At 41.2% G+C, this 24,541-nt stretch carries 22 protein-coding genes; 18 read left to right on the top strand and 4 right to left on the bottom strand.

Annotated elements, in window-relative coordinates:
• Positions 1-70: 70 nt before the first annotated feature.
• The 13 genes from flgJ to ABMY45_RS10390 all read left to right on the top strand — a co-directional run bounded on the left by flgJ (position 71) and on the right by ABMY45_RS10390 (position 15,629).
• On the top strand, positions 71-1,045 hold the full coding sequence (gene flgJ / locus ABMY45_RS10450; protein ID WP_102056457.1) for a flagellar assembly peptidoglycan hydrolase FlgJ: 975 nt from the start codon (positions 71-73) through the stop codon (positions 1,043-1,045).
• A gap of 1 nt (position 1,046) precedes the next feature.
• Positions 1,047-3,059: a flagellar hook-associated protein FlgK gene (gene flgK / locus ABMY45_RS10445; RefSeq protein ID WP_349288855.1), complete on the top strand. Its 2,013-nt coding sequence runs from the start codon at positions 1,047-1,049 to the stop codon at positions 3,057-3,059.
• A gap of 2 nt (positions 3,060-3,061) precedes the next feature.
• Entirely contained in the window at positions 3,062-4,297 is a 1,236-nt protein-coding gene (flgL, locus tag ABMY45_RS10440; RefSeq protein ID WP_102056459.1) for a flagellar hook-associated protein FlgL, read from the top strand.
• A gap of 317 nt (positions 4,298-4,614) precedes the next feature.
• A complete protein-coding gene (locus ABMY45_RS10435; protein ID WP_010369260.1) occupies positions 4,615-5,577 on the top strand; it encodes a flagellin in 963 nt (320 codons plus the stop codon).
• 504 nt (positions 5,578-6,081) lie between these two features.
• Positions 6,082-7,047: a flagellin gene (locus ABMY45_RS10430; protein ID WP_010369253.1), complete on the top strand. Its 966-nt coding sequence runs from the start codon at positions 6,082-6,084 to the stop codon at positions 7,045-7,047.
• 162 nt (positions 7,048-7,209) lie between these two features.
• The gene (locus ABMY45_RS10425) at positions 7,210-8,172 is read left to right on the top strand and encodes a flagellin (protein WP_010606311.1); all 963 of its coding nucleotides are present in this window, start codon (positions 7,210-7,212) and stop codon (positions 8,170-8,172) included.
• An 82-nt stretch (positions 8,173-8,254) separates the two neighbouring features.
• Positions 8,255-8,665: a flagellar protein FlaG gene (locus ABMY45_RS10420; protein ID WP_102056460.1), complete on the top strand. Its 411-nt coding sequence runs from the start codon at positions 8,255-8,257 to the stop codon at positions 8,663-8,665.
• An 18-nt stretch (positions 8,666-8,683) separates the two neighbouring features.
• On the top strand, positions 8,684-10,093 hold the full coding sequence (gene fliD / locus ABMY45_RS10415; protein ID WP_010369248.1) for a flagellar filament capping protein FliD: 1,410 nt from the start codon (positions 8,684-8,686) through the stop codon (positions 10,091-10,093).
• A 17-nt stretch (positions 10,094-10,110) separates the two neighbouring features.
• Complete coding sequence (fliS, locus tag ABMY45_RS10410; RefSeq protein ID WP_010369245.1) at positions 10,111-10,539, top strand: flagellar export chaperone FliS; 429 nt, start codon at positions 10,111-10,113, stop codon at positions 10,537-10,539.
• A complete protein-coding gene (locus ABMY45_RS10405; protein WP_010606314.1) occupies positions 10,529-10,825 on the top strand; it encodes a hypothetical protein in 297 nt (98 codons plus the stop codon). Before fliS ends, ABMY45_RS10405 begins: the two co-directional genes overlap by 11 nt.
• 18 nt (positions 10,826-10,843) lie before the next feature.
• Entirely contained in the window at positions 10,844-12,931 is a 2,088-nt protein-coding gene (locus ABMY45_RS10400; protein ID WP_349288854.1) for a 6-hydroxymethylpterin diphosphokinase MptE-like protein, read from the top strand.
• The gene (locus ABMY45_RS10395) at positions 12,931-14,253 is read left to right on the top strand and encodes a DUF4910 domain-containing protein (RefSeq protein WP_349288853.1); all 1,323 of its coding nucleotides are present in this window, start codon (positions 12,931-12,933) and stop codon (positions 14,251-14,253) included. The genes ABMY45_RS10400 and ABMY45_RS10395 overlap by 1 nt, the downstream gene beginning before the upstream one ends.
• Complete coding sequence (locus ABMY45_RS10390) at positions 14,250-15,629, top strand: FAD-dependent oxidoreductase (protein WP_349288852.1); 1,380 nt, start codon at positions 14,250-14,252, stop codon at positions 15,627-15,629. The genes ABMY45_RS10395 and ABMY45_RS10390 overlap by 4 nt, the downstream gene beginning before the upstream one ends.
• Before the next feature lie 13 nt (positions 15,630-15,642).
• Here ABMY45_RS10390 and ABMY45_RS10385 read toward each other — a convergent pair whose 3' ends face one another.
• Both ABMY45_RS10385 and ABMY45_RS10380 read right to left on the bottom strand, forming a co-directional pair.
• Positions 15,643-16,620, bottom strand: coding sequence for a GNAT family N-acetyltransferase (locus tag ABMY45_RS10385; protein WP_102056464.1), 978 nt, complete (start codon positions 16,618-16,620; stop codon positions 15,643-15,645).
• Complete coding sequence (locus ABMY45_RS10380) at positions 16,610-17,287, bottom strand: class I SAM-dependent methyltransferase (RefSeq protein ID WP_102056465.1); 678 nt, start codon at positions 17,285-17,287, stop codon at positions 16,610-16,612. The genes ABMY45_RS10385 and ABMY45_RS10380 overlap by 11 nt, the downstream gene beginning before the upstream one ends.
• Positions 17,288-17,703: 416 nt before the next feature.
• Here ABMY45_RS10380 and ABMY45_RS10375 point away from each other — a divergent pair, with 416 nt between their 5' ends.
• From ABMY45_RS10375 to ABMY45_RS10355, 5 genes are all read left to right on the top strand, one after another.
• Complete coding sequence (locus tag ABMY45_RS10375) at positions 17,704-18,786, top strand: FkbM family methyltransferase (RefSeq protein ID WP_102056467.1); 1,083 nt, start codon at positions 17,704-17,706, stop codon at positions 18,784-18,786.
• Between the two features lie 437 nt (positions 18,787-19,223).
• Positions 19,224-19,946: a hypothetical protein gene (locus ABMY45_RS10370; RefSeq protein WP_349288851.1), complete on the top strand. Its 723-nt coding sequence runs from the start codon at positions 19,224-19,226 to the stop codon at positions 19,944-19,946.
• Positions 19,947-19,970: 24 nt separating this feature from the next.
• On the top strand, positions 19,971-21,065 hold the full coding sequence (locus ABMY45_RS10365) for an FkbM family methyltransferase (RefSeq protein WP_308373843.1): 1,095 nt from the start codon (positions 19,971-19,973) through the stop codon (positions 21,063-21,065).
• Positions 21,066-21,081: 16 nt separating this feature from the next.
• Entirely contained in the window at positions 21,082-21,954 is an 873-nt protein-coding gene (locus ABMY45_RS10360; RefSeq protein ID WP_349288850.1) for a phytanoyl-CoA dioxygenase family protein, read from the top strand.
• An 11-nt stretch (positions 21,955-21,965) separates the two neighbouring features.
• A complete protein-coding gene (locus ABMY45_RS10355) occupies positions 21,966-22,676 on the top strand; it encodes a class I SAM-dependent methyltransferase (protein ID WP_308373841.1) in 711 nt (236 codons plus the stop codon).
• A 99-nt stretch (positions 22,677-22,775) separates the two neighbouring features.
• Here the strand turns inward: ABMY45_RS10355 and ABMY45_RS10350 are convergent, their stop codons facing one another.
• Together ABMY45_RS10350 and ABMY45_RS10345 are read right to left on the bottom strand one after the other, a co-directional pair.
• Complete coding sequence (locus ABMY45_RS10350; protein ID WP_308373840.1) at positions 22,776-23,435, bottom strand: hypothetical protein; 660 nt, start codon at positions 23,433-23,435, stop codon at positions 22,776-22,778.
• Between the two features lie 2 nt (positions 23,436-23,437).
• Positions 23,438-24,529 carry a DegT/DnrJ/EryC1/StrS family aminotransferase gene (locus ABMY45_RS10345; RefSeq protein WP_349288849.1) on the bottom strand — a complete coding sequence of 364 codons (1,092 nt, stop codon included), beginning with the start codon at positions 24,527-24,529 and terminating at the stop codon, positions 23,438-23,440.
• Between the last annotated feature and the right edge of the window lie 12 nt (positions 24,530-24,541).

Genomic DNA, 24,541 nt, shown 5'->3' with positions numbered 1-24,541 from the left:
GGGGCTTTTTTTTGGCTCGGATTTTGCATTTCTATTTGTATAGTTATTAACGTCAAACAGTGCTGAGTGTATGAACACCGACCAATTGAAAAATCAAAGCTTTTTTGACCTAGGAAACCTTGATTCGATCCGTAAAGAGGCGCTGAAAGGTGCTGGCGATCAAGGTGCCTCAGATCAGGCATTGAAGAAGGCGGCACAACAGTTTGAGTCTATCTTTACGCAAATGTTGTTACAAAGCATGCGTAAAGCGAATGAGGCGCTAGAGGATAAAGACAGTCCATTTAACTCTAGTGGTGTCAAATTTTTTGAAGAAATGCATGATCAGCAACTTTCGATGCACTTATCTGAGCAAGGCAGCTTAGGACTGGCAGATCTGATTGTGCAGCAGTTGTCTCCTAACTCTGAAAAGTATAAGCCTGCCTCAGTAATGAGAGCTGACGGCGATATTTCCTTTAAAAAGCAGGCGACAGCGAGTGAGAGTGTGAATAAACCCGAACCGCAGGTTGTCAATGTAAAGGCAGATGCCTCAAGCGATGAACAAACAGGCTTTGGTTCTCCTGAGGAATTCGTCGACAGAATTTGGGAATACGCTCAAACAGCGGCGAAAAAGTTGGGCTTGAACCCTGCGGTAATGGTTGCACAAGCTGCACTGGAAACCGGTTGGGGTAAACACATCATCAGCAAAAAGGATGGTAGTAGCAGTTTTAATCTATTCAATATTAAAGCGGATAGCCGCTGGAGTGGTGAAAGCGCCAGAAAATCGACACTTGAATTTGAGCAAGGGTTACCGGTGCAAAAGCAAGCCGATTTCCGTGCTTATAAGTCGCTTGAACAAAGCTTTGATGATTATGTCAGTTTCCTAAAAGGTAATCCGAGATACGAGCAAGCCTTAAATAAGGCTGGTGATAGTCACGCCTATTTAAGTGAACTTCAAAATGCAGGCTATGCGACCGATCCGAATTATGCCAACAAAATTAAGTCAGTTTTAAAGCGTATTGATGTATCCGATTTCTTATCCGGTGCGCTAACAAAGGGAGTCAGATGAGATGTCATTTGATCTATTAAATATTGGTGCAGCAGGGGTTAGGGCTAACTCCGAGTTACTACAAACCACCAGTAAAAACATTGCTAACCTAAATACCAAAGGGTATATCCGTGAACGGACTGAGCACGGAACGATGATAGGTGGCATGGTTGGTCGTGGTGAAACGGTGCGTTTGATCAACCAATTTGCGCAGCAGCAATTAAATCGTGATATTTCTAATCAATCTTACTATGAGCAGTTTGTCACTGAGGCAAGCCGCGTTGATACGTTGTTTGCACAAGACTCAAACAGTCTGAGCAAGAGCATCAACTCGATGTTTAATAATTTACAAAGCGCGATTAACTTGCCTTCATCGACAACTAACCGCTCTTTATTTATGACGGGCGCTCAAGGCCTAGTCGATCAAATGGATAGATTGTCAGGTATTGTTGTTGATCAAAACAGTATCGTGAACGAGCAATTGGATATTTTCTCAGAAGAAGCCAATAACCTTGTGCAAAAAATCAGTGAATTGAATAAACAAGTGGCGAGTAAGTCAGCGCTCAATCTTAACAATGTCGATCACAGCGTGCTTAATGAGCGAGATCAAGCAATTAAAGAGCTTGCTGAGCTCGTAGATATAGAAACACTCGACGGTGAAAATGGCGAGAAGCTCGTATTTTTAGGCACTGGGGATGCGCTTGTGATGCAAGGTGGTGCCTTCAATTTATTCGCGATGAAAGGCAATCCAGATCCTAATCATAAAGAACTAATCCTAGACATTAAAGATAAAAATGTTGTGCAACTCGAGTTAGATAGCGGCAGCTTGAAAGGCAAAATCGGCGGGTTACTGGCATTTAGAGATGAAGTGTTGCTCCCGGCACAAAACCAACTAGGTCAAATTGGCCTCGCATTGGCAGATGCTTTTAATCAGCAAAATAGATTGGGAATGGACTTAGATGGCAATATAGGTGGAGATATATTTAAAATACCCACCGTGGGTGGTTTTGCTTACAGCGAAAATACAGGCACCGCAGCGCTTACGGCAACACTTGAGCCTGGGCGCGGCAATGAGTTGCCAGCTACCGATTTTCAAGTTACTTATACCAGTGCAACAACCGTTGAAATAACAGCTGTAGATGCCAAAGGCAATCCTATCGGTACGCCGACGACTGGTAATATTGCAGGTGGAGTCATCACGGGAACGGGAGATTATTTTGGCTTACAAATGAACGTAACGGGTAGTGGTGCAACAGGTGATAGATTTCTTGTGAAATTAAATCAACAGGCTGCAACTGGGTTGGAGCTTGCAACTCAAAGACCAGAAGCTCTCGCATTAGCGTCGCCAATTCGTACTGAAAAATCAGCAGACAATAATGGTACGGCGACCATTTCAGCAGGAGTCGTCACTGATACCGATCCCGCGACCAGTGCGTTTACTGCGGGAACGCCGCCAACGTTGAATGATGGTCCTTATACTTTGACTAAAACCGCCAATGCTAACGAATATACATTAACCAGTAATTCAGGTACAACGCATACCTTTACGGCTCCTGCCGATGGTAAAGATATTCTCTCTGGAGTGGGAGTTGCACCTGCACCTTTTGATAATCTTGGCTTCACTTTCGATATCGAGGGTACACCGAATACCGGTGATAGTTTTGAGATTAGTTTTAACACCGGTGGCTTTGATGACAATCGTAATGGCGCGGCGCTCGATGGTCTGAAATCGTCGGATTTAGTTAGGCAAAATGTAGAGTCTACAGGTAGTACCGAAAGCCATAAAACCTTTAATGAAGCATATGCCGATATTGTCACAGGTGTAGGGGTTATTACCAATCAAGCGAAAACCAATGGCGCGGCATTTGAAGCGCTGGCTAATCAGTCAAGCGCATGGTTTGAGTCTCTATCGGGTGTAAACCTAGATGAAGAGGCGGCCAACTTGTTACGTTTTCAACAGTCTTACTCGGCTTCGGCTCAAGTCATTTCGGCAGCGAGAACTGTGTTCGATACCTTATTAAGTGCAGCGAGGTAATTATGCGTTTATCTCAAAATCAAATTTTTAATTCTAATCTTAATTCTATTTTGCGTAATCAGCAGGACGTGAATAAAGCAACACAGCAGCTGAACACGCAAAAGCGGGTACTGAGTGCCTCCGATGATGCTTCAGCGACTGCTAGAGCCATGCTTTTTGACGACCGGATCCAAGCAAACGATCAGTTTACCAAGAACCTGACTATGTTGTCTTCGAGATTAGATACTCAAGAATCAGTGCTTGAAAATATTAAAACGGCCATTGATAGCGCTTATGCGAAGTCAATACAGGCAGGTAACGGTGGGTTATCTGACGTTGACCGTGAAGCGATTGCTGATGAGCTAGAGTCCATCCAAGATACTATTTTGGATTTAATGAACTCAAAAAGTGAGGATGGTAAGTTTATATTTTCCGGCTACCAAGATAATACGCAAACTTATAGTTTCGATTCAGCCACTGGAAAGTACGTATATAACGGTGACCAAGGACAGCATAAAATAAAAGTTTCTGAAGGGGTTGAAATACGCTCAAGTGATAACGGTTTTGATGTATTTGAAAGTGCAGAGAAGCGACTGAATATTACGTCAAATACAGGTGTGGTTTCTGGTGGAATTACTTCTGCATCGGTTTATGTAGATGAGCAAGCTGTGTTTGATAAGTTTCATAAAGCGAATTACAACGCCGATCCAAGTGCGCCTGCAGGTGCAAACACCTTTGACTTAGTAGTGACAGCGGGTACGCCAAATACTTACCAGCTTGAGCAGGGGGGAACGGTTATTTCAACAGGTAGCTTTGAAGGTAATTCGGTCAAAGTAGCAGGTATGGAATTTAAATATGAGGGTGCCGGTTCTGGTCAAATCAGTTTTGATTTAGAAAAGCCCCAGAAGGAAAACATTCTAAATACATTAGAATCTATGATTACGTCATTAAGAGACCCCAGTATTACGGGCGATGATTACAAACAGGTACTTGCAGATGGGATCTCTGGACTAGACAATGCCAAAATCAAGATATCGCAAGGACAAGCGGGGCTTGGTGGTAGGTTAAATGCTGCTAAGCTTGTATCTGATGCAAATTCAGACTTGGACGTAGATAATAAGGCAAATAAAGCGGCTTTAATAGAAGTCGATTTTTATTCTGCGATTTCAGAACTCACCAAGCATGAAACTGCGCTGCAGGCCTCTCAGGCAACATTTGGCCGCCTAACTAACCTTTCTCTATTAGACTATATTCGTTAAAAGACGGCCTTTACGGGCCGTTTACTCTCACACCGCTCTAAACTCAACTTTTCCTCGTAACAAGCTGAATAATAATACAGTTTTATATAATTACCTGACCGTAACCTAGGTGCGTCAAAACTTTGCCATATTTGGTTGAGCAATAATAAAAGCATATAGAAATCATGACGATAATTTTTTTTTAAAAAAAATACTAAAGGAAATTTTTTGCCGACCGATAACTTAATTAACCAAGCCGGAGAGTGAAAAACATTCAAAGGTTGGAAAAGAATCTAAGTTTGAGAGTGAAAGACTCGATTTAAAGTGGGAGAACCATCATGGCACTTTATGTAAATACTAACGTAAGTTCATTGAACGCACAAAGACAATTAATGCAATCTGGTAATTCACTAGATACATCATTCAAACGTCTATCATCAGGTTTTCGTATCAACAGCGCTGCTGATGATGCTGCAGGCCTACAGATTTCTGACCGTTTGAGTTCACAAATCAATGGTCTAAACCAAGGTAACCGAAACGCGAACGACGGCATTTCACTAGCGCAAACAGCCGAAGGTGCGATGGATGAAGTAACGTCAATGTTCCAGCGTATTCGTACACTGGCACAACAAGCATCAAACGGCTCAAATACAGACGAAGATCGTTTGGCGATTCAAGAAGAGATTCGTTCACTATCTGAGGAAGTAAACCGAGTCGCTGCTGACACGACCTTTGGTGGTCAAAACTTACTGGATGGCAGTTACTCAGCAAACTTTCAGGTAGGTGCTGATGCGGTACAAACTATCGGTTTCAGTATGCAGAATGTTGCTGGTACAGCAAATGATATGCAGGCAAACGGCGGTTTTACACTGTCAGGTATCGCGGGTATCGCAAGTGGAGTAACAGGTGTAGCACTAAGTGCAACAACAGGAACTATTAGTACAAACATTGGTACTGAAGCTGATGCAAAAGTATTCTCAGATGTATTCACAGCTGGCGGCATCTCAGTATCTTCGCAAGCGAATGCTCAGGCTGTACTAGCTGGTATGGATAACTTGATTGCGGTAGTTGATAAGAAACGTGCAGAGTTAGGTGCGGTTCAAAACCGATTCCAATCAACGATTCGTAACCAAGCAAATATCTCTGAGAACTTGTCGGCTGCGAAATCACGTATCAAAGATACTGACTTCGCTCAGGAAACTGCAAGCTTAACCAAGATGCAAATCCTTCAACAGGCTAGCCAAACAATCCTAAGTCAGGCTAACCAACGTCCTCAGGCTGCTTTAAGTCTTCTAGGATAACAGTTGGAAGGTAAAGGTGCCTAAGCCGAATGGGGTATTTGCTTAGGCACCGAATTGGATGATAAAGCGGAGGTGCTTAAATCCAATAGCGTTCATTAAAACAATGAACACGTTAATTAAAGCATTAAGTATGCCAACTTTATGCTAGAAAAATGACACTCACTCTCAAATTTATCTAAAGAGGCCAACTGGCCTCTTTTTATTTCCCTACACTTTGAGCTGAAGCCTCTCCATCCATCAAAAAAGCCGCGGCTAGATGCCGAAATGCTAGTTAGTCGTTCCTCGATAAACAAAGTATTTAATACCTATTTTTAAGTTCCCTGTGTTATTTAATCATAGCTTTGGATTTTTGGCCTGCTATTTGCTTGCTACTAGTTACAGTAAATTCTGGCGTCAAAGTGGCAATTGGTTGCCTTAGTTGGTTGAATACCCGATGCATAAGTGCCGCTTTGTCATTTAACTATCTATCAATTAGATATTGATTTGACAAAAAGAGAGTGAATTATGGCTTTATATGTAAATACAAATGTTAGTGCTATTAATGCACAGAGACAGCTAACTAACTCGGGCAATGAACTAGATACATCTTTCAAACGTTTGTCATCTGGTATGCGTATTAATAGTGCTGCTGACGATGCGGCCGGGTTACAAATCTCCGATCGATTACAATCTCAAATTTTAGGTTTAACCCAAGGGAACCGAAACGCCAATGACGGAATTTCATTGGCTCAGACCGCTGAAGGGGCAATGGATGAAATCACTTCTATGTTCCAACGTATCCGTACCCTATCTCAACAGGCAGCGAATGGTTCTAACACTGATGAAGATCGCTTAGCCATTCAAGAAGAAATTAGACAGTTAGCCTCTGAGGTTAATAGGGTAGCGTCTGATACCACTTTTGGTGGACAGAACTTACTTGACGGTTCTTATGCTGCTAATTTCCAAGTTGGTGGTGATGCGGTTCAAACTATTGGGTTTAGCATGCAATATGTAGGTGCGACAGCAAATAGTTTGGCTGACAATGGTGGCTTTACACTTTCTGGGATTGCAGGGGTAGCTAGTGGTGTTTCTGGCGCTGCATTAAGTGCAACAACTGCTACGATTAGTACAAATATTGGTACTGAGGCTGATGCCAAAGTGTTCTCAAATGTTTTCACAGCAGGAGGGATCTCGGTTTCTTCACAGGCCAATGCACAAGCTGTTATGGCAGGTATGGATGCGCTGATTGCGGTAGTTGATAAAAAGCGTGCAGAGTTGGGTGCTGTACAAAACCGATTCCAGTCAACAATACGGAACCAAGCTAATATTTCTGAAAACTTGTCGGCAGCAAAATCGCGAATTAAAGATGCTGACTTTGCACTAGAAACAGCCAAATTAACTAAGAATCAGATATTACAGCAAGCAAGTCAGACGATTCTCGGCCAGGCAAATCAGCGTCCACAAGCGGCACTGAGCCTACTTCAGGGCTAGGAATGAATAAAAAATAAAAAAATTACAAATAAAGCTCAAGCTTTCGCTTTAGCAGCCGATAGCAGAATTAGAGAACTATAAATTTAGGACTCTTATTCATCGTTGGTAGCAGGGTAGGGGTATCCCGCTCCAGCGAGTTATGTTGATAAAGCGGAGGCTATTATGGCTTTATATGTAAATACCAATGTGAGTTCATTGAACGCACAGCGGCAACTAAATAAATCCTCAGGTGCGTTAGATACATCCTTTCAACGCTTGTCGTCAGGTTTGCGCATTAACAGCGCAAAAGATGATGCTGCAGGTATGCAAATCACAAACCGTCTAAATGGTCAGATCAATGGTCTGAATCAGGGCATGAGAAACGCCAACGACGGTATTTCATTAGCGCAAACAGCCGAAGGTGCACTGGATGAAACCACTCAGATGTTCCAGCGTATTAGAACGCTTGCTCAGCAGGCTTCGAACGGTTCGAATACGGATGAAGATAGGCTTGCACTACAAGAGGAAATTCGTTCATTAGCTGAAGAAGTAAACCGTGTCGCTGCGGATACAACATTCGGTGGTCAAAACTTGCTTGATGGCAGTTATGATGCGAACTTCCAAGTCGGTGCCGATGCAGTTCAAACTATCGGCTTTAGTATGCAAAACGTGGCAGGTACTGCAAACGATTTACAAGCTAATGGCGGCTTCACACTGTCAGGCATCGCTGGTGTTGCAAGTGGTGTAACTGGTGTAGCACTCAGTGCGACTACAGGCACAATTAGTACCACGATTGGTACCGAATCAGATGCGAAAGTCTTCTCTGATGTATTTACTGAAGCCGGTATTTCTGTATCGTCGCAAGCGAATGCCCAGGCTGTACTTGCTGGTATGGATCAGTTGATTGCGGTAGTTGATAAGAAACGCGCAGAGCTGGGTGCGGTTCAAAACCGATTCCAGTCAACTATTCGTAACCAATCGAATGTTGCTGAAAACTTAACGGCTGCACGTTCTCGGATCCAAGATACAGACTTCGCACAAGAGACTGCAAACTTGACTAAGATGCAGATTTTGCAACAAGCAAGTAGTTCTATCTTGAGCCAAGCGAATCAAAGACCGCAAGTAGCTTTATCGCTACTAGGTTAATTGATTAGTATTGTAGCGTCAGGTTTGTGAATAATTCTCAAACTTGGCGTATACTTTACGGTAAAAGGTTTGGAGGTGTGTTGTGAAAGAAGTTCAAGCGTCTACACCAAATGGATTCGTCAATCATACAAAACCAGAAGAATTAATTAGGACGGCATCTTCTGCTGAGACGACTCGTGCGGTTGAGTCTACTAGCAAAACAGAATCTAGTACGAAGCAAAGCGAGGAACAAGGTGCTGTAAAGCCTGACATTTTGGAAGAAATTAAAAACAACTTAGAAAAGCTGAATCAGTTTATTCCTGTTACAGCAACTAATTTGTCTTTCGAGTTTGACGAACGTGGAGATCCTCCCGTTGTAAAGGTGATCGATACGAACAATGATGAAGTAATACGGGAAATTCCTTCCGAGGAGTTTCGTGAAATGGCTAAAGCTCTCGAAGAGTTTGCCGATAAGGTGTCAAGTAGAGGATTGCTGTTTGATAAAACAGCTTAATATTGGGTTGGAGGTTGTATGCCATTAATTACATCTGCGGGTATAGGCTCGGGGCTTGACTTAGAAAGCATCATTAAAGCGACAATTGATGCTGAAAATGTTCCTAAGTTACAAGCGTTTGCCAAAAAAGAAGACTCTTTAAAAGTGGAGTTATCTGCGGTTGGTGAGTTAAAGTCAGCAATCTCTAAACTCAAAGATACGATGGCGAAGCTTGCAGATCCTGACAACTTTGGTAAGCGAGTAGCAAACATTACCCAACCTAGTGGCGGAGATATAATCAGCGTTACTCCAACATCAGATATATCCGTAGGAAACTTTAAAGTTGCCGTCAAACAATTGGCAGAGGGTAGCCGAATCATTTCAGCAGACGACGCATTTGCATCGACTGATGCGGTCGTTAGTGCATCCGGAGGTACACTTTCGTTCGGAGCTGGGCCAGATAAGTCATTTGATTTAGATGTGACAGCGGGAATGACACTTGCTGAACTCAGAGACGCAATAAACTCTTCTGAGTCTAATTTCGGGATAACCGCGAATATCGTGAATACGGGTAATGTTGGTTCCAAGCTTGTACTTACTTCCAATGTCACCGGCGACAATAACGACTTAACGATAACTTCGGATACTGCAGAGCTTGATGCAATCAGCACAACTGCATCTGGTGGTGGTGCTGGTGGAATGACAACAGTTCAAGCTGCGCAAAACGCAATTATTACTGTTGATGGCCTTGAAGTGACAAGTGATAGCAACACATTCAAGGATGCGGTGCAAGACATGACGATTAGAGCCCTTGAAGTTAGTGAAGGTAACGATACTGATGGTTATGCGACAGCTAAATTAAATATTGATTACGATCGTGAATCTATTAGCAAAATGATTGACGAGTTTATTGCAAATTATAATAATTTGATTGGCACTATTGGTCTTCACACTCGAGTTGGTAGACCGTTAAACGGTGACTCCTCAATGAGGACATTGAGCGACCAGATGATATCGACTCTATCGTCAGAGCTTACAGACGCAGGTCCATTTGGTTCCATTTTTGATATTGGCCTAGGCGTTAAAAAAGATGGATATCTTGAAAAATCTTCACTGGTAAGAAGTCTTAATGAAGCTATGGACGATAACTACGATGATATTGGCAAGGCTTTTGCAGGTGATAACGGTGTAGCTAAACAACTTGAAGAGTTGCTAGGTAATTACGTCGATTCTAAAGGCATATTGAAGCAACGTGAGACGAGCTTAAATAGCCAGTTAGATGATTTAGAAGATGACGTCCTGAATCATGAATATCGAATGAAATCGATGGAAGAAGGGTTACGTCAAAAATATGCTGGTCTAGACGTGTTGATTGCTCAAATGCAACAAACACAGTCCTATTTAGGTGCTCAATTAGCAAATTTACCTGGCTTCACTAAATCTAAGTAAACTAAGAGGCATGTGATATGTATAACGCCCGAGTCAAAAATTACCAAAGAGAAGCATTGAAAACGAGAGTTGCAGGTGCAGACCGTTATGAAATAATTCAAATGTTGATGGCTGGTGCCGTTGAAAAAATGGTACTTGCAAAGGTATCTATTGAAAAGCGTCACCTCGAAGCCAAAGCAGAACATATTTCTAAGGCTTCAGCCATCATTGAAGCACTTCGTGGAAGCTTAGACTTTGAAGTTGGTGGCGAAGTAACAGAAAATCTGTATGCCCTCTATTCATACATGTTAGACAGGTTGTTAGATGCTAGCATGCAAAATGACCCCGCTATAGTTGATGAAGTATCGAATTTGCTGAAGGAAATCAAGTCTGCTTGGGACGCGATTCCAATTGATGTACGTAAGCAGACACTGGATGCTAACGGCGCGGATGCTAATGTCGGCTGAGTTAGCTCACATAGAAGCAACCCTCAATAAGCTGGATGCTGCTTGTCAGGCAGGTGAGTTGGAAGAGGCTCAATGTCTTTTCATTCAGATAGACAAACAGCTCCGGACAACATTAACAGCTGATGTGTTAGCTGATTCAGAACAAGCTCAACAATCGGCTTTAGTCATATTCAATCATATCCAATCAATAATGAGCCAGTTGCAGCAGGAAAAAAGCGCTGTTGCAAAAGAACTATCACAAGTTATTGGCAATAAAAAAAAGATCAAAGCGTATAAAAATATTTAATACGACACCGGCAAATGTATGAACAAAGACCCCTTATCACAACAATTAGAGTCTCTGAGTGAGCAACTTTCGGATACCGCTGCTCATCAGGCTAAAGAAGCCAAGTTTGCTGAAGAAGCTAACGAACGTTTTAATCTAAATTTAAAAAGTTTCGAAAAATATTTCCCCAGTATTGCACAGACCATCAAGGAGTATCATGTTCGTGAAGACTTTTGTCTGCACGTGACTGCATCAGGGCATGGTAACTTTATTCCAAAGGGCTGCACAGCGCCAATTTATTCTCAGTCACCGATAGAACAAACCCAAACTCAAGTTGAGAAGCAGCTCAGTAAACCTGTACTAAGTCTTACTGATTATACCGGATACGGTCAAAATCAAGAAGATGATCGCCTGCATGTCCGTTATATGACCGAACTGACTAATTTGATGGTTGATATTCGAAACCAAGGCGAAGAAAAACTAACTAATTTACCTGAACATTTCCCAACAGCAATTATTTTTGGTATTGGTTTGGGGTATCACATCCCATTATTGTTTGAACGGACTCAGTTTGATTATACTTTCCTAATAGAGCCCGACTTTGAGCAGTTTTTTGCGAGCCTATTTTGTACCGACTGGTACCAGATTATTTCAGATATTGACGAGCAGGGTGGATGCTTATTTTTTCACTTGGGAGTTGACCACAGTACGTTTATCCGAGACATTGAAAAAATAGCGGAAGATGTTGGTGCATTTGCTCTTGTTAGAAGCTTTTGTTATCAGCACACACCAGATGCACGATTGAATGTGCTTATTCAACAATGGGCGAAGGATTATTTCCGCTTTCAGTTTGGACACGGGTTTTACAATGACGCCGTGACAGGATTAGCTCACAGCATTCACCATGTTAGAAACAAAGCGGCATGGCTTACCAAAGCAAGCACAAGCTTAAATAAAGACACACCTGTTTTCATTATAGGCAATGGTCCTTCGTTAGATGAAGCTGAAGATTTTATTAAGCGCAATCACAAAAAAGCAATTGTAATTGCTGCAGGCACATCGATCGCCACTTTGTATAGAAAGGGGATCCCAGTTGATTTCCACGTTTTAGTAGAAAGGCCATATTCAAATTACAAAATCTTTGGTGATATTGTTCCACCAGAGGTTTATCAAAATACCAATCTAATCGGGTTAAGCACCTTATACCCAGATACAAATAAAAGATACAAATGGGCTGGCATCGCTGCGAAAGGCTCTGAGGCTGGTACTTCGATGATGGACATTATCGCATTGCGTTATATGTCACAGACTTTGCCAAAAATCCCGTATAGTAATCCAGTTGTTGCGAATACCGCTTTATCATTTGCCTTGTATTTAGGGTTTAGAAATGTGTACCTATTTGGCGTTGATAATGGAAAAGACCCAAGAGGTGCTCATCACAGTAAAGACAGTATTTACAGGCCTAATAATGGCGATGATGAATCTTTAGGCCACGCTCACTTGGAGATACAGGGCCACACTTTAGAAGGTAACCTCGGTGGTACCGTTGTATCAAACGATCTATTTATGATCGCTCATGCCCAACTAGAAAAGCTGCTTAATTATTATGATGTCAATACATGTTTAAATATCGGGAGCGGCGCTAAAATTGAAAAGGCACTACCAGTAAAAGCAGATGACTTACTCGATATTGAAGAAGATTATGATATTACTGAAACTGTAGAGTTAATTAAGTCTGATTGCTTTGATGTATTTAATCTTGATGATGTAAGTGACGAATTTATTGCACTAGATAGCCTTAATGAACTTGTTTTGCATATTTGTGAGATAGCGTCAGAACCCGTGAAGTCTAGGCAAGAAGCAGCGGATCAGCTAAGACGTCAATCACGCTATTTGTTTGCATATCGAGACTCTATTCTGGGACACCTATTTCACTTGGTAAAAGGGTCGCTACTGTATTATCACTGTCCGATGATAACCTTACTTTATACATACGAAGATGAAACTTTTTGTTTAGCACAATATGAAAGGCTGAATCAGCTTTGGATGAGTTATATCAAGGAAATTTATACTCATTTTTGTGATCATTACACTGAAAAATGTGATCTAGGAAAGGAGTTGCAGTAGTGCACTACGAAGAAAGTGAGCAATTTTACAGTGACCTTTATGACGAGTTGTTTCCAATCTTAAGGTCTATCACAGGGCCTGGGCTCAGACAAAGTTACGACATTTTTGGACGATATATGCCATTGGAGAGACTATCTATTCCAACTGGTACTGCTTTATTTGACTGGCAGGCCCCTCAGGAGTGGCACTGTGATGAGGCTTACTTGGTGGGCCCTGACGGCGAACGTATTGCTGACATAAAACGGTTTAACCTTGAAGTTGTTAATTATTCTGAGCCAGTAGATAAGATCTTAACGCTAGAAGAACTCCAGCCTCACCTGTATAGCTTACCTGAATTACCAGAAGCTGTTCCCTATGTTACTAGTTATTATAAAAAGCGTTGGGGCTTTTGCCTGAGCCAGACACGTAGAGACGAATTAAAGGCTGGTCAGTATCGAGCTGTAATTAAAAGCAAATTTGTGGACGGTCATTTAGATATCGAGCACACGCTGCTTGCAGGGCAATCTAAACAGGAAGTGCTACTTAGCTCTTATCTATGTCACCCCTCTATGGCGAACAATGAGCTTAGTGGTCCTCTGGTGTTGCTTGGGCTTTATCATCGAATAAAGCAATGGCCAAAGCGCCGCTACTCATATCGTTTTGCGCTTCACCCCGAGACCATTGGAAGTTTGGGGATGTTACATGTAATGCAAAATCATTTCCGCCAAAACTTAGTTTCAGGGCTTGTACTGAATTGCTTGGGCGGAAGTCCACGGGAGCTAGTGTTTAAGCACAGTCGAAATGATAATGGGTTATTAGATAAGCTGCTTTATCATCTTAGCGAAGAAGGATATGGCCATAGCAATATTCCGTTCACACCACTGAGTGGCTCTGATGAGCGTCAGTATAATGCCCCTGGGTTCCAGTTTCCAGTTTGTTGCGTCAGCCGCAGTTTCCACACAGGTTACAAAGAATACCATACATCATTAGATAACAAAGAATATATGGGGATCAAGCCGTTATTAGATAGCATAGACAAACTGGAAAAGATCTTCCTAGCCTTTGAGCAAAGCGCGCGGTTTGAAAACACGCATCCTTATGGTGAGCCCAATTTGGGTAGTCGTGATTTATACCCAACTCTCAGTTTTTTTAGTGAAGAGCGAACCCGCCAACTGGATGAACTAAATCATATCAAGATGTTACTTTGCTACAGCGACGGGGAACATGACACGATAGATATTGCACGTAAGTACAGTCAACCGGTTACGGAGTTTGCAACTGCAATCAGTAAACTTGAGGGGCATGCGCTACTAAAAATGTTATCTCCTAGGGAGGAGTCATGATGGCAAATAGTCAAGCGGTAGTCGTTGGGGGAGGTATATGTGGTCTGGTCGCAGCTTTACTGTTAAAACGACGCTTTACCAATGTGGTACTGATTGAACAGGCAGAAACCGTTGGTGGTTTGTTTTGTTCCGTGAAAGATAGCTCTGGTGCTGCTTATGATATGGGTTCGCATATACCTAATGCTACTGGAATAGAAGAGCTTGATAAGATTTTGTTTTCGGATGCCGATAGTGGCAGTTGGAATAAAATATCTAGACTACGCTCAGGAAACTTCTTCGGCGGTAGTTGGGATTTGAACAGTCCATTTCCTGATGCGACTAAGTTACCAAAAGAGACTTACTTAAGTGGCTGCGGTGAACTGATCAATTGTACAGAACTACCGGATACTGACCTGATTTACGATTATTGTGTAGACTCCTTAGGCGTTGTTTTTACTGAAAGTATTGTGCTGCCTATTTTAGAAAAGCTCTATGGTAAGGATGCGCCACTGAAGGAGTTAACAATGGCGGCGGGGCTGTTTGGATTTACACGCATTCTTGCATTACCTGCAAATGTGACTGCGAACCTCAAGCAGTTACCAGCATTTGATGCTAAGCTTGGATACCAGCGTGAATCTGACTTTCAAAAACGTAAGGTGCAAGATAACCTCAGTGAGGTGACCTACTACTATCCAACCACAGGGGAGGGGATTGGCTACTGGGTAACGCAACTGCAACAGCAGGTTGAACAAGCAGGAGTAGAAATCATTACTTCAGAGCGAGTTACGCAAATAGTGCATCGCAACAATAAGGTTACCAACTTGGTGTTAGCTAATACTGAACGAGTGTTAAAGTGTGACTTTTTATTCTGGAGTGCTCCACCTTTCATTGCCTTGAGTGCAATGGGGCTGACGCCTTCCAGAGGCCAAATTACCTTGCGAACTGCGCTGATTTTTCACCTAAATTTTGACCGTCCTTTACTAGATAGAAATTCCCATTATCTTTGGGTTTGGGATCCAGACTGCGCTATTTTTCGTTTGACGTTATATCCAAACTTAATTGGTCGAAGCACACATCATCACATATCTGCGGAGATTTTGTGCAGTCCTGATGAAGTAAGTTCCTTTACAGAAGCGGAGATTATCAAGCAACTCAAGGCGATGGGGATTGTTGACCCAGAAGCGAAGCTTGTAAGCGGTCATACTCAAGTGATCAATAACACTTTTCCAGTTCCAACAACAGAGTTTCAGGCCGTTAATCAGCAGAACTACGAGACATTGATAAACTGCGTCGACAACGTCGTTGTTTCGGGTCGTTTCAGTGGAAAATGCTGGCGTCAGGCTGAGGTATTGATTGAGGCTTATGAGTCAATTATGCGGGCAGCCGACGCGAGTTAAGCGTCGGCCTGTGTTAGCCAAGCCTGATATGAAAATATGGTTCGATATTGCCACCGAAACTCAATTTGAACCAGCCCCTCTGCGGACTGTTAATCCCCTCTAAATCCAATCGCGAGATACCTTTTTGCGCTAGTAGCGGGAAGGCTTGCCACAAAACAGCCGTCCCAGTATGGCTATCGCGCATGTCTGGGTGGTTTGCGCCGTAAAAATAGTAAGCAGTATCTTGATGAATTAAATAGGTCGCAAAACTACCGATTTTTTGGTCCTGAGTTTGTGCTTGATACATACATAGCAGCCCCTGTTCAGCTAAGCTCTTTATTCTTAGTGCTAGTGACGACAATTGCCTACCATCGACCTCAATTCCCTGACGCGCCATGGTCAACCCATAATATTGAGCGAACAAATCAAAGTCTTGTGACGGCTGGAGTGTTACTCCTTTTTTAATGCCATAGCGTATCTCCTGACGCCTTGATACTGAGCTATTGCTGTAGTTATCAGACTGTTCAAGTTCTACTTCTGTGGTGTTAAATTCATCGAGTTCAAGTATAGAAGTATAGCGCGGCACAGCAGCAAACATAGGGCCGTCATTATGATAATTGATCCACAAAAAGGCACGAATATCTTTAATGGCCGGGTGCAATTTGAGCTGCACCTGAGTGTAGTGCTCTGTGAGGTACTCGGCAATATATTCTTGCGCTGCGAACAACTCGGAGTGGCCCTGGGCACGATTAAGGTGACTGATATTGCGATGCGCTATGCCGTCATGGATAACATCATGGTGGCCGATGACCTGAGTTTCGCTTTCATCTACGATCAGTAGCACAGCGGCTATTTTTTCCTTGCCTTTACAGCAATAATAGGCGTGATACTTCACACCCAGCAGCGCAATAAACTGGCTATGAATAAACGGACTACCATGGGGAGATGTGGCGATAAAGCTGTCCCAGTGATGGTCCAGCTCACAACGCTCAAGAGTAAACTTATTCTTCATGAGTTGGCTTTTTCAGTACCATACTCCAAGCAGCATGTACTCCATCGCTGCCGTACTCGCTAGACTGAGCGTGACTGAGTGACACAATTTCAAATCGCGATACTAGCTGGTGGATGAGGTCTGCGTTAAAGAAATTGACGTTTCCAACACCTGCAAATGGTCCCCAAGTGTAGCCTGTTTTAGTATATTCATCGACCGACTCAGGCGCTTTAGCATAATCAGAGTGCTCAGTGCTAAACCAGTCAGTGATCAGTAATACACCGCCAGGCTTAAGCTTATCGTAAGCCTCATCTAGGTAGCGCTGAATGCTACTGGCTGGATTGTGTACGGATGCGCCCCGGTCGACGATTAAGTCGAACTGTGTTTGAAAGGGCCAGGGTTGTGTAAAGTCACCCACATACAGATTATTTGAAATGTTAGTGAATCTTTGTTTCAGCTCACCAATAATGAAATCGCTGCCATCAATAGCATAAACGTTGGGACAATAACTTAGAAAAAAGGGAAAGTTTGCGCCAGCACCACATCCGACTTCCAAAATAGTAAAGTCTGGATTGCCCTCGCGTAGCTTAGTGTTGCGCAGAGCTCCGCTCACAATTTCGCTCCATGGCCAAACGGACATGTGCTGATTACTGCGGTAAAGTTGATCCCAGTTTTGACAAAATGACATAAAAAGCTCCTTTAATTGTTTACTACAACCTAGCAATTTTCATTCCAGTATTTTCTGGTGTTATAAATTGATCAGAGCTATGGTCTGAATTTGGCATCTTGAATTTATACGTAAAGTACGCGCTAAAGAGATTGTAACTTTCCTCAAGCTTGCCTCTAATGATAGCATGAGCAAGTGATATAGTTGATAATGTTTGTAAAAATGTGGAAGAATCAAACATGTTTCTCCATAAGATATAGAGTAAGGAATGATTGACATGCTCTGGAAAGGCGTTTGTCAATCAAGCGAGTTGAATTGATTATAATTTATGTGAGGAGTTCTCTTTCTGGTTGGTTGAATTTTAATCAACTCAGCTAGTAGCTATATTTTCAGGAAACTGCGTTTTTGGTAGTTTCCGTAACTCGTTGGAGATATTTATGTCTGATTTTCATTTAAAGCTAATCAAAGAAATTAATCGGCAATCTAGACAAAAACCTGATAATGCGTGTGTCAACAGGTTTAGACCTCATGTCAGCTCGAGGGTAAAACTCATACACTATTTCCAAGTTATAATGAACAATTTACAGCGAACTTTCTCAAAGTTAACCAAAAGTTATCTTTCTAGGTATGAGCCGACACTACTTTTGCTGGATCAGAACAATTACTTTGTAAATAGTATTTATTGTTTCGAAAAAGCTTATGAAAAGCTAGGGGATGAAGCTAGTAAAGAAAAATATCTCAGTTATATTTCCTTCAATTATATCAGAAGGTACGGTGCTCGATTACCTTTCGATATAGAAAGCTTTGATGCTTATGAGCGGGAATTATCGAGCATAGTTGACACAGATGGATATCAATTGATCTCAGTAAATGAAAATGAGGTATATCTACCTTTTGATCCTATCGGGTTTACTATCAATTTTAAACTTCAGCAGTATGCTTACCAGAACAGAGTAGTCATTGAAAATGGGGATGTGGTCTTGGACTGTGGTGCTGCTAATGGAGACACTGCGCTTTATTTTACCGCTTATGGTGCTAGTAAAGTGTATTCATTCGAATTTCTAAAAGAAAATATCATAAAATTCAACAATACAATGTTGCGAAATAAAGCTTTTAGCAATCTTATTGAGTTAGTTGAGCGCGCCTTATGGGATGAAAGTAACATACGATTAAGCTTTTCAGAAAATGGTAATGCAACCTCAGTCCAGAAATGTTCAAGTAACGAAGGTGATACGGTTCAAACAATCACTATTGATGAATTCACTGCCCAAAAAGGAACTCATGTTGATTTTATTAAAATGGATATTGAAGGGGCTGAACTTAATGCACTTAGAGGTGCGAAAGAAACAATCTTGAAATATAAACCCAAGCTAGCTATTTGTGTCTATCATAAAGATGATGATTTAGTCAGTATACCTGATTTTATTGATAGCCTTAATTGTGATTATGAGATGTATTTTGATTATTATACAGATACTGGCGCAGAAGCGGTACTTTACGCAAGAGCAGTGGATAAATGAGGAAAAAATATATAGTGTTCGCCCCTAGCTATGATGAAAACGTGGGCGGTTCGATTTCCATGCATAGGCTTTGTCACCTTTTAAATACTCAAGGTGAAGAGGCGTATTTATGGCATGATGGAAAGTCAAAATTGATTAAAAATAAAGACTTTATTACACCTGATATATGCACTAAACAGCTTGATGATTTTATCGTTGTATATATGGATGTTGTTAGCGGTAACCCGATTCAATGCCCTAACGTAGTACGGTGGTACTTGAACAAGCCCGGCTTTTTTACAGAAAACATAAGGTACGGAGAACAAGAGCTTTATTTCTATTTTCAGGAAATATTTAATCACAGTATGTACAGGGCAAATCACAGACTTTACGTAGTATACTTTATGACTAGTTTATACAGGAATAAAAATAAACTAAATAGAGAAGGAAGTTGCTATATGCTTCGAAAAGGTAGAGGGCGTAAACTCGTACATGATGTGTCAGAGTCAGTAAAAATAGATGGTAAATCTCACTATGAAATTGCAGAGATCTTTAATGATAAAAAGTATTTTTATTGTTACGACCTTTATTCAGCTTACTCCTCGTTTGCCGCATTATGTGGTTGTATTCCGATAGTTATCCCTGAGGACGGCATTAGCGAACAAGATTGGCAACCTGTAGAAAAGCTAAGATATGGTATTGCTTATGGAGATAGTGAAGATCAGATCACATATGCGCTTAACACTGAGAGCAAGCTGGAAGCTCTCCTTGAGGAGCTAGAAATAGAGTCAGAGAGGTGCGTTATTGATTTTATCAATACAACGCAAGAGTACTTTGAGCACCATAGAAAGTCGAAACATGTTATAGCGAGTGAATTGCCCTGTTATTATAGAAAACTCAGAGAATCAAGTAATAAAGTGGTGGTGTTTGGTGCATCTGAATCGCTAAGAACCATGAAGTTTCTGATTGACTTTGAAGGAATTGATGTCAGTTATCTATGCGATAATGATAGGACAAAAACAGGACATAACTGGTTTGGCTGGACCGTGAGTGAGCCTGATAGAGTATTTCTGCAAAATGATCGTTACGATGTTCTGATCGTTTCCTCTTTTCACCATGAAATTAGAAACCAGCTTAGTCAGTATCGTAGTGTCGAAAATGTGTATAGTGTTTATGATTGATGTATCTTTGTTGGGAGGGAGTCTGTGAATACGTTATTTGAAAGTTTGTTGAGTTTTGACGGGATTAAGGCATTCCTTCAGTCTTATTATTCAAAACTCCCAGAAGGGTTGGATACAAACTTAGTCTGCTTTGGTTTTAATGAAGACTCTCGGCGGCTATCTGAGTTATTTAAATTGGAATTTATCATCGATGATGGAAGGGACGGTCAAAGCTATAATGAAGTGCCTATTCTATCTAGAGAAAAAGTACCTCCCGGGATGAATATAATAAACTGTTCTCACTCTATCTATCCCCAGACGGTATTTAATCTTGCTCGCGAATTAAAGCCAGCTAATATCATTAGCTATGCCCACTTTTCTGCATTCCACCATTTTTTGGACGCTCCTGCCTTCATGCGTGATACCTACAATACTTGTTCTAAGTACCACTCTAAAATCATGGGGGTCTTTCAGAGCTTAGAAGATGAGGAGTCTAAGGCCTGCTTTAGTAAAGTAATGCGGTATAGACTGACAGGTGATAACTGCAGAGATCTTGGTTTCAAGGTGAACATCGAAAAGCAGTACTTTGAGAATTTTATTAAAGATGCTGCTTTTGGCACCTTTGTGGATGGCGGTGGGTTTGATGGAGATACTGCGGAGAGATACATTGAATTTTGTAGTGGTAATTTTAATAAAATATACGTATTTGAGCCCGACGAAAGCAATGCAGAAGAAGCAAGAAAAAATTTATCAATATACGATAATATTGTAATAGAACAAAAAGGCCTATCGGATAAAAGTGGAAGCTTACAATTTTCAAGTCTAAGTACTACATGCTCTTCCTTTTCCGAATCGGGTGTAAAAAATACAGAAGTAACGACGATAGATGAGTCTGTGAGCGAGTGTATTAACTTTATAAAGTTAGACGTTGAAGGATTTGATCTAAAAGCATTAAGGGGAGCAAAAGATCATATAACGAAAGACACACCTGTTATGGCGATTTCTGTATATCATGATCCAAATCATTTTTGGCAGATCCCTGAGTTTGTATTATCTAACAATAATAAATACAAGTTACGTTTTAGGCATTACACTGAGGGCTGGTCTGAAAGCGTAATGTTTTTTCTTCCTAAGAAATAGTAAGGGCTTTGATATCATGGTTATCGATAAGATATTTCAGGTTCAATCTGATGAGCTTCGTTCATCAGATGTGATTGAGCGGTACAGGGATTTGGGCATAGTGATTGTCAAAAATGCTGTTCCAAAAGAGTTAATTGAAGAAGTTGAGAATAAGCTTCGTCAGTTCTTTGAATCGGTGTTGAAGCAACATGGTATAGAGTTTGATCTTGGAATGTCTCTTGATGACATACACTGCTTGGTAGAGCGGTCTCTGGCACCGGAAAGGTCTAAATATTTGCTAACCATTGGTAAAGACTTACCCGTGTTTAAGAAGTTGATCTCATCAGACTTCGTTATGAGGTGGGTTTATGCATTGTTAGGTACGGAGAACATACAGTCGGCTGATGACAGTAATGTGCTAAGAATAGATCGGCCAAATAGCGAGGTAACTAACCTACCATGGCATCAAGATTATCCTTATAATATGTTGTCGCTAAACGCTATTACCGCATGGATACCCATTCTTCCTGTTGAGCGGGACATGGGGAGAATGAGAGTTGTGATACCAAAATCTGAATTATTGCCCGTCGAGTATAATCATCAAATTAAAAAGCAGTTTCATAATTCTCGATACATCAAACTCAAAAACCTAGATACTTTAGAAAAGCAATTGGAAGACTCTTCAATTGAGTTACAGGAAGTATCACCTGGAGATATGGTTTTGTTTGACGCTTTGTTGCTCCATAGAAGCGGTGCAAATTGTTCTGAAAAGTCTCGTTGGGTTGCTACCGCAAGGTATGGTAGCCTCGATGATAACTTCTTAGCACAAAGAAATTATTTTACAGCAAGGGCAAAGTACCCTGATATATTTAAATATCATCATCCAGACTATTGGTTTGAGGTTAATTAAGGAACCCAAGAATGAACAATCAGGTTACAGTGATAAAACCTAAAGTCTTAATTAAGATGCTTGAAGAGAGCTTCCCAGAAGAGAATATTGTTGGAGAGTTTCTCATGCCGCCAAGCTATATCGGCAGCCTTACTTTGCTTGAGTCTGCAATGTTGCTTGCTTTCGTTAAATTAATTAGACCAAGCAAGGTCTTTGAATTTGGAACTTTCATGGGCCATACGTCCGTTTTTTTAGCTAGAAATATGGATAAAGACGGGGTTGTATATACGCTGGATATACCCCATGAGGATTATAGGAACGAAAGCTTCAACTCAAAAGCTCAAGAGGTTGACCATTTGTTAAGACAACAGAGTGTAGAGCAACAGGCTAAATGTATAGAAAAAGAAGGCGATGAGATTAAAAGTAAAATAGTTAGATTGCTTTGTAATAGTCTAACTTTTTCTACATCTGAACTGGCTAAGGAATGTGGCCTTATTTTTATTGACGGCGGTCATGAAACAGAAATAATCGAGAGTGACACCCAAAAAGCGCTTGAAATGCTTGGTGAAGGAGGTGTGGTTGTTTGGCACGATTATAACTCGGACATCTATACAGATGTTACCAAGTTCATCGATAAGATCAGTCTTGAACACAGTATTTTTCATATTGCTCATACGAATATGGCGTTTATATGGCCTGGTATGGAAGCTGAGCTATCAGCTTTGAATGATTTAAATCAATAACGCCTTTAAGTAAGAGAGAAATATTATATATAAAGTAGCCAGTAATACAGTAATAACTTATCTGAACTGGCTGCTAGCTATACATAAATATCCGTCTTTTCAGCTTGTTGTTTTGGATAACTTTATGAAAGTGTGTGAGGGGATCGGGAGTGGCTTGGTCGGTTCAGTTGCGTAGGCGGCAAATTCGATAGTATTTTTTGTGATCAAGGTACCTGCGCCAATGAAGTTACCCTGACCAATAACTATGTCGTTTCCTACAGTGGAATTGATGCATAAAACCGAGTTTCTGCCAATTGTTGTGTTCCCCGCGATAGTTACGCCTGAATTAATCCACACATTGTCCTCAATTGTACAGTTGTGGCCTATGCTAACCCCTGAAGAAATAAACACATTCTTACCAATTTTGGTACCGTAGTGTATCGCCGATTGTGTAAGTACTATACTACCCTCACCAATCTCTAGATGATGTGCTTTCTTTTGCTCAGCACAGTAAAAGTACCCGGGCTTGTAGCCATTTTTCTGCATTAGTGAGAAGTACCGTTCTCTGAGTTGATTTAACTGCCCATAGCCTATTGCTATGACAAAGTCAAAATCCCCTTCAGGCAGTTCTTCCAAGTTATGAACAGGTACTCCGAACAGAGTTGAGCATGTTCTGTATGCTCTCTCTACCGTAAAGCATTTTACCCTATAGAGCTGCGCTATATATGGAAAAATAGTTTTCGCCATAGCTCCATCGCCGTAGATAACGATCTCTCTCATAATTAATCTTTTAGTCCTGGACTTTGAAGAGTCGATTGCATTTCACTTTTTATTATGTTACTAATTTGTAGTATCTTTTCATTGCTTAGCCCAGGAAACAACGGTAAACATAAGATCCTACTAGCAATGTCCTCCGCTATTGGCATAGTCACATTTAAGTAACTCTTTTGGTAATGAGGACTTTTATTGATTGCGGGATGAAAATATCTTCTTGGAAAAATGTTGAACTCAAAAAGTCTATCAATAATTCTCATAACAGTATTTTCGTTGTGCAATAAAATAGGCATATATGATGGACAGATGTCGTGCTCTGCATTGATAGCTTGATATCCCGTGCAGTTGCGGAGGTTTGATTTATAGGTTGTAATTTGATTTTTACGCTGCGATAAAATTAGGTCTATGTCGTCGAGTATAGCCAACCCCATAGCTGCGTGAAACTCACTTAGCTTTCCATTTATACCGGGTTCTGATGCAAAATCTCCATCGAGCCCAAAGTTAATCATCTGCTTTGCAGTTTCTAGCTCTCTGTCATTTTTAAAAACAAGCGCGCCCCCTTCAACTGTATGGAAGAGCTTTGTCGCGTGTAAGCTAAAGCAACTAATATCACCATAGGTTAGGATACTTTTGCCTTTATCGTCCAGCGTAGTGAGGGCATGGGCTGCATCGTAAATAAGGCTGAACTTATATTTCTCTTGCAGTTTCTGTAAATGCTCCAGTTCACATGAGTTACCAAATGTATGTACAGGCACAACGCAGTCGACTTTCTTACCTGAAGAAAGTTGTTCTTCGAGCAAATATGGATCCATATTCCATGTTTTAGAGTCTATATCGCAAAAGTCGACGTGGGCTCCTTGCCACTCCAAAGCTGAATAGGTAGCTTGAAAAGTAAATGGCGTAGAAATAACGTTCTTTTGCTGTAAGTTCTTTATTCTAAATGCAATTTGAAGGGCCATAGTACCGCTCGAGACCAGCAATAAGTTTTTTACGCCGAGGTATGCTTCAAGTCTTGCAGTGAGTTCTTTGACTAAAGGACCGTTATTAGTAAGCCATTTCCGTTCATAGATCCCCTCTATGTACTTGATGTACTTTTTCATAGAGGGTAAATA

The sequence above is a fragment of the Pseudoalteromonas sp. XMcav11-Q genome, assembly GCF_040104525.1.
Taxonomy (GTDB): domain Bacteria; phylum Pseudomonadota; class Gammaproteobacteria; order Enterobacterales; family Alteromonadaceae; genus Pseudoalteromonas.
This window is presented reverse-complemented; position numbering and strand designations above follow the sequence as displayed.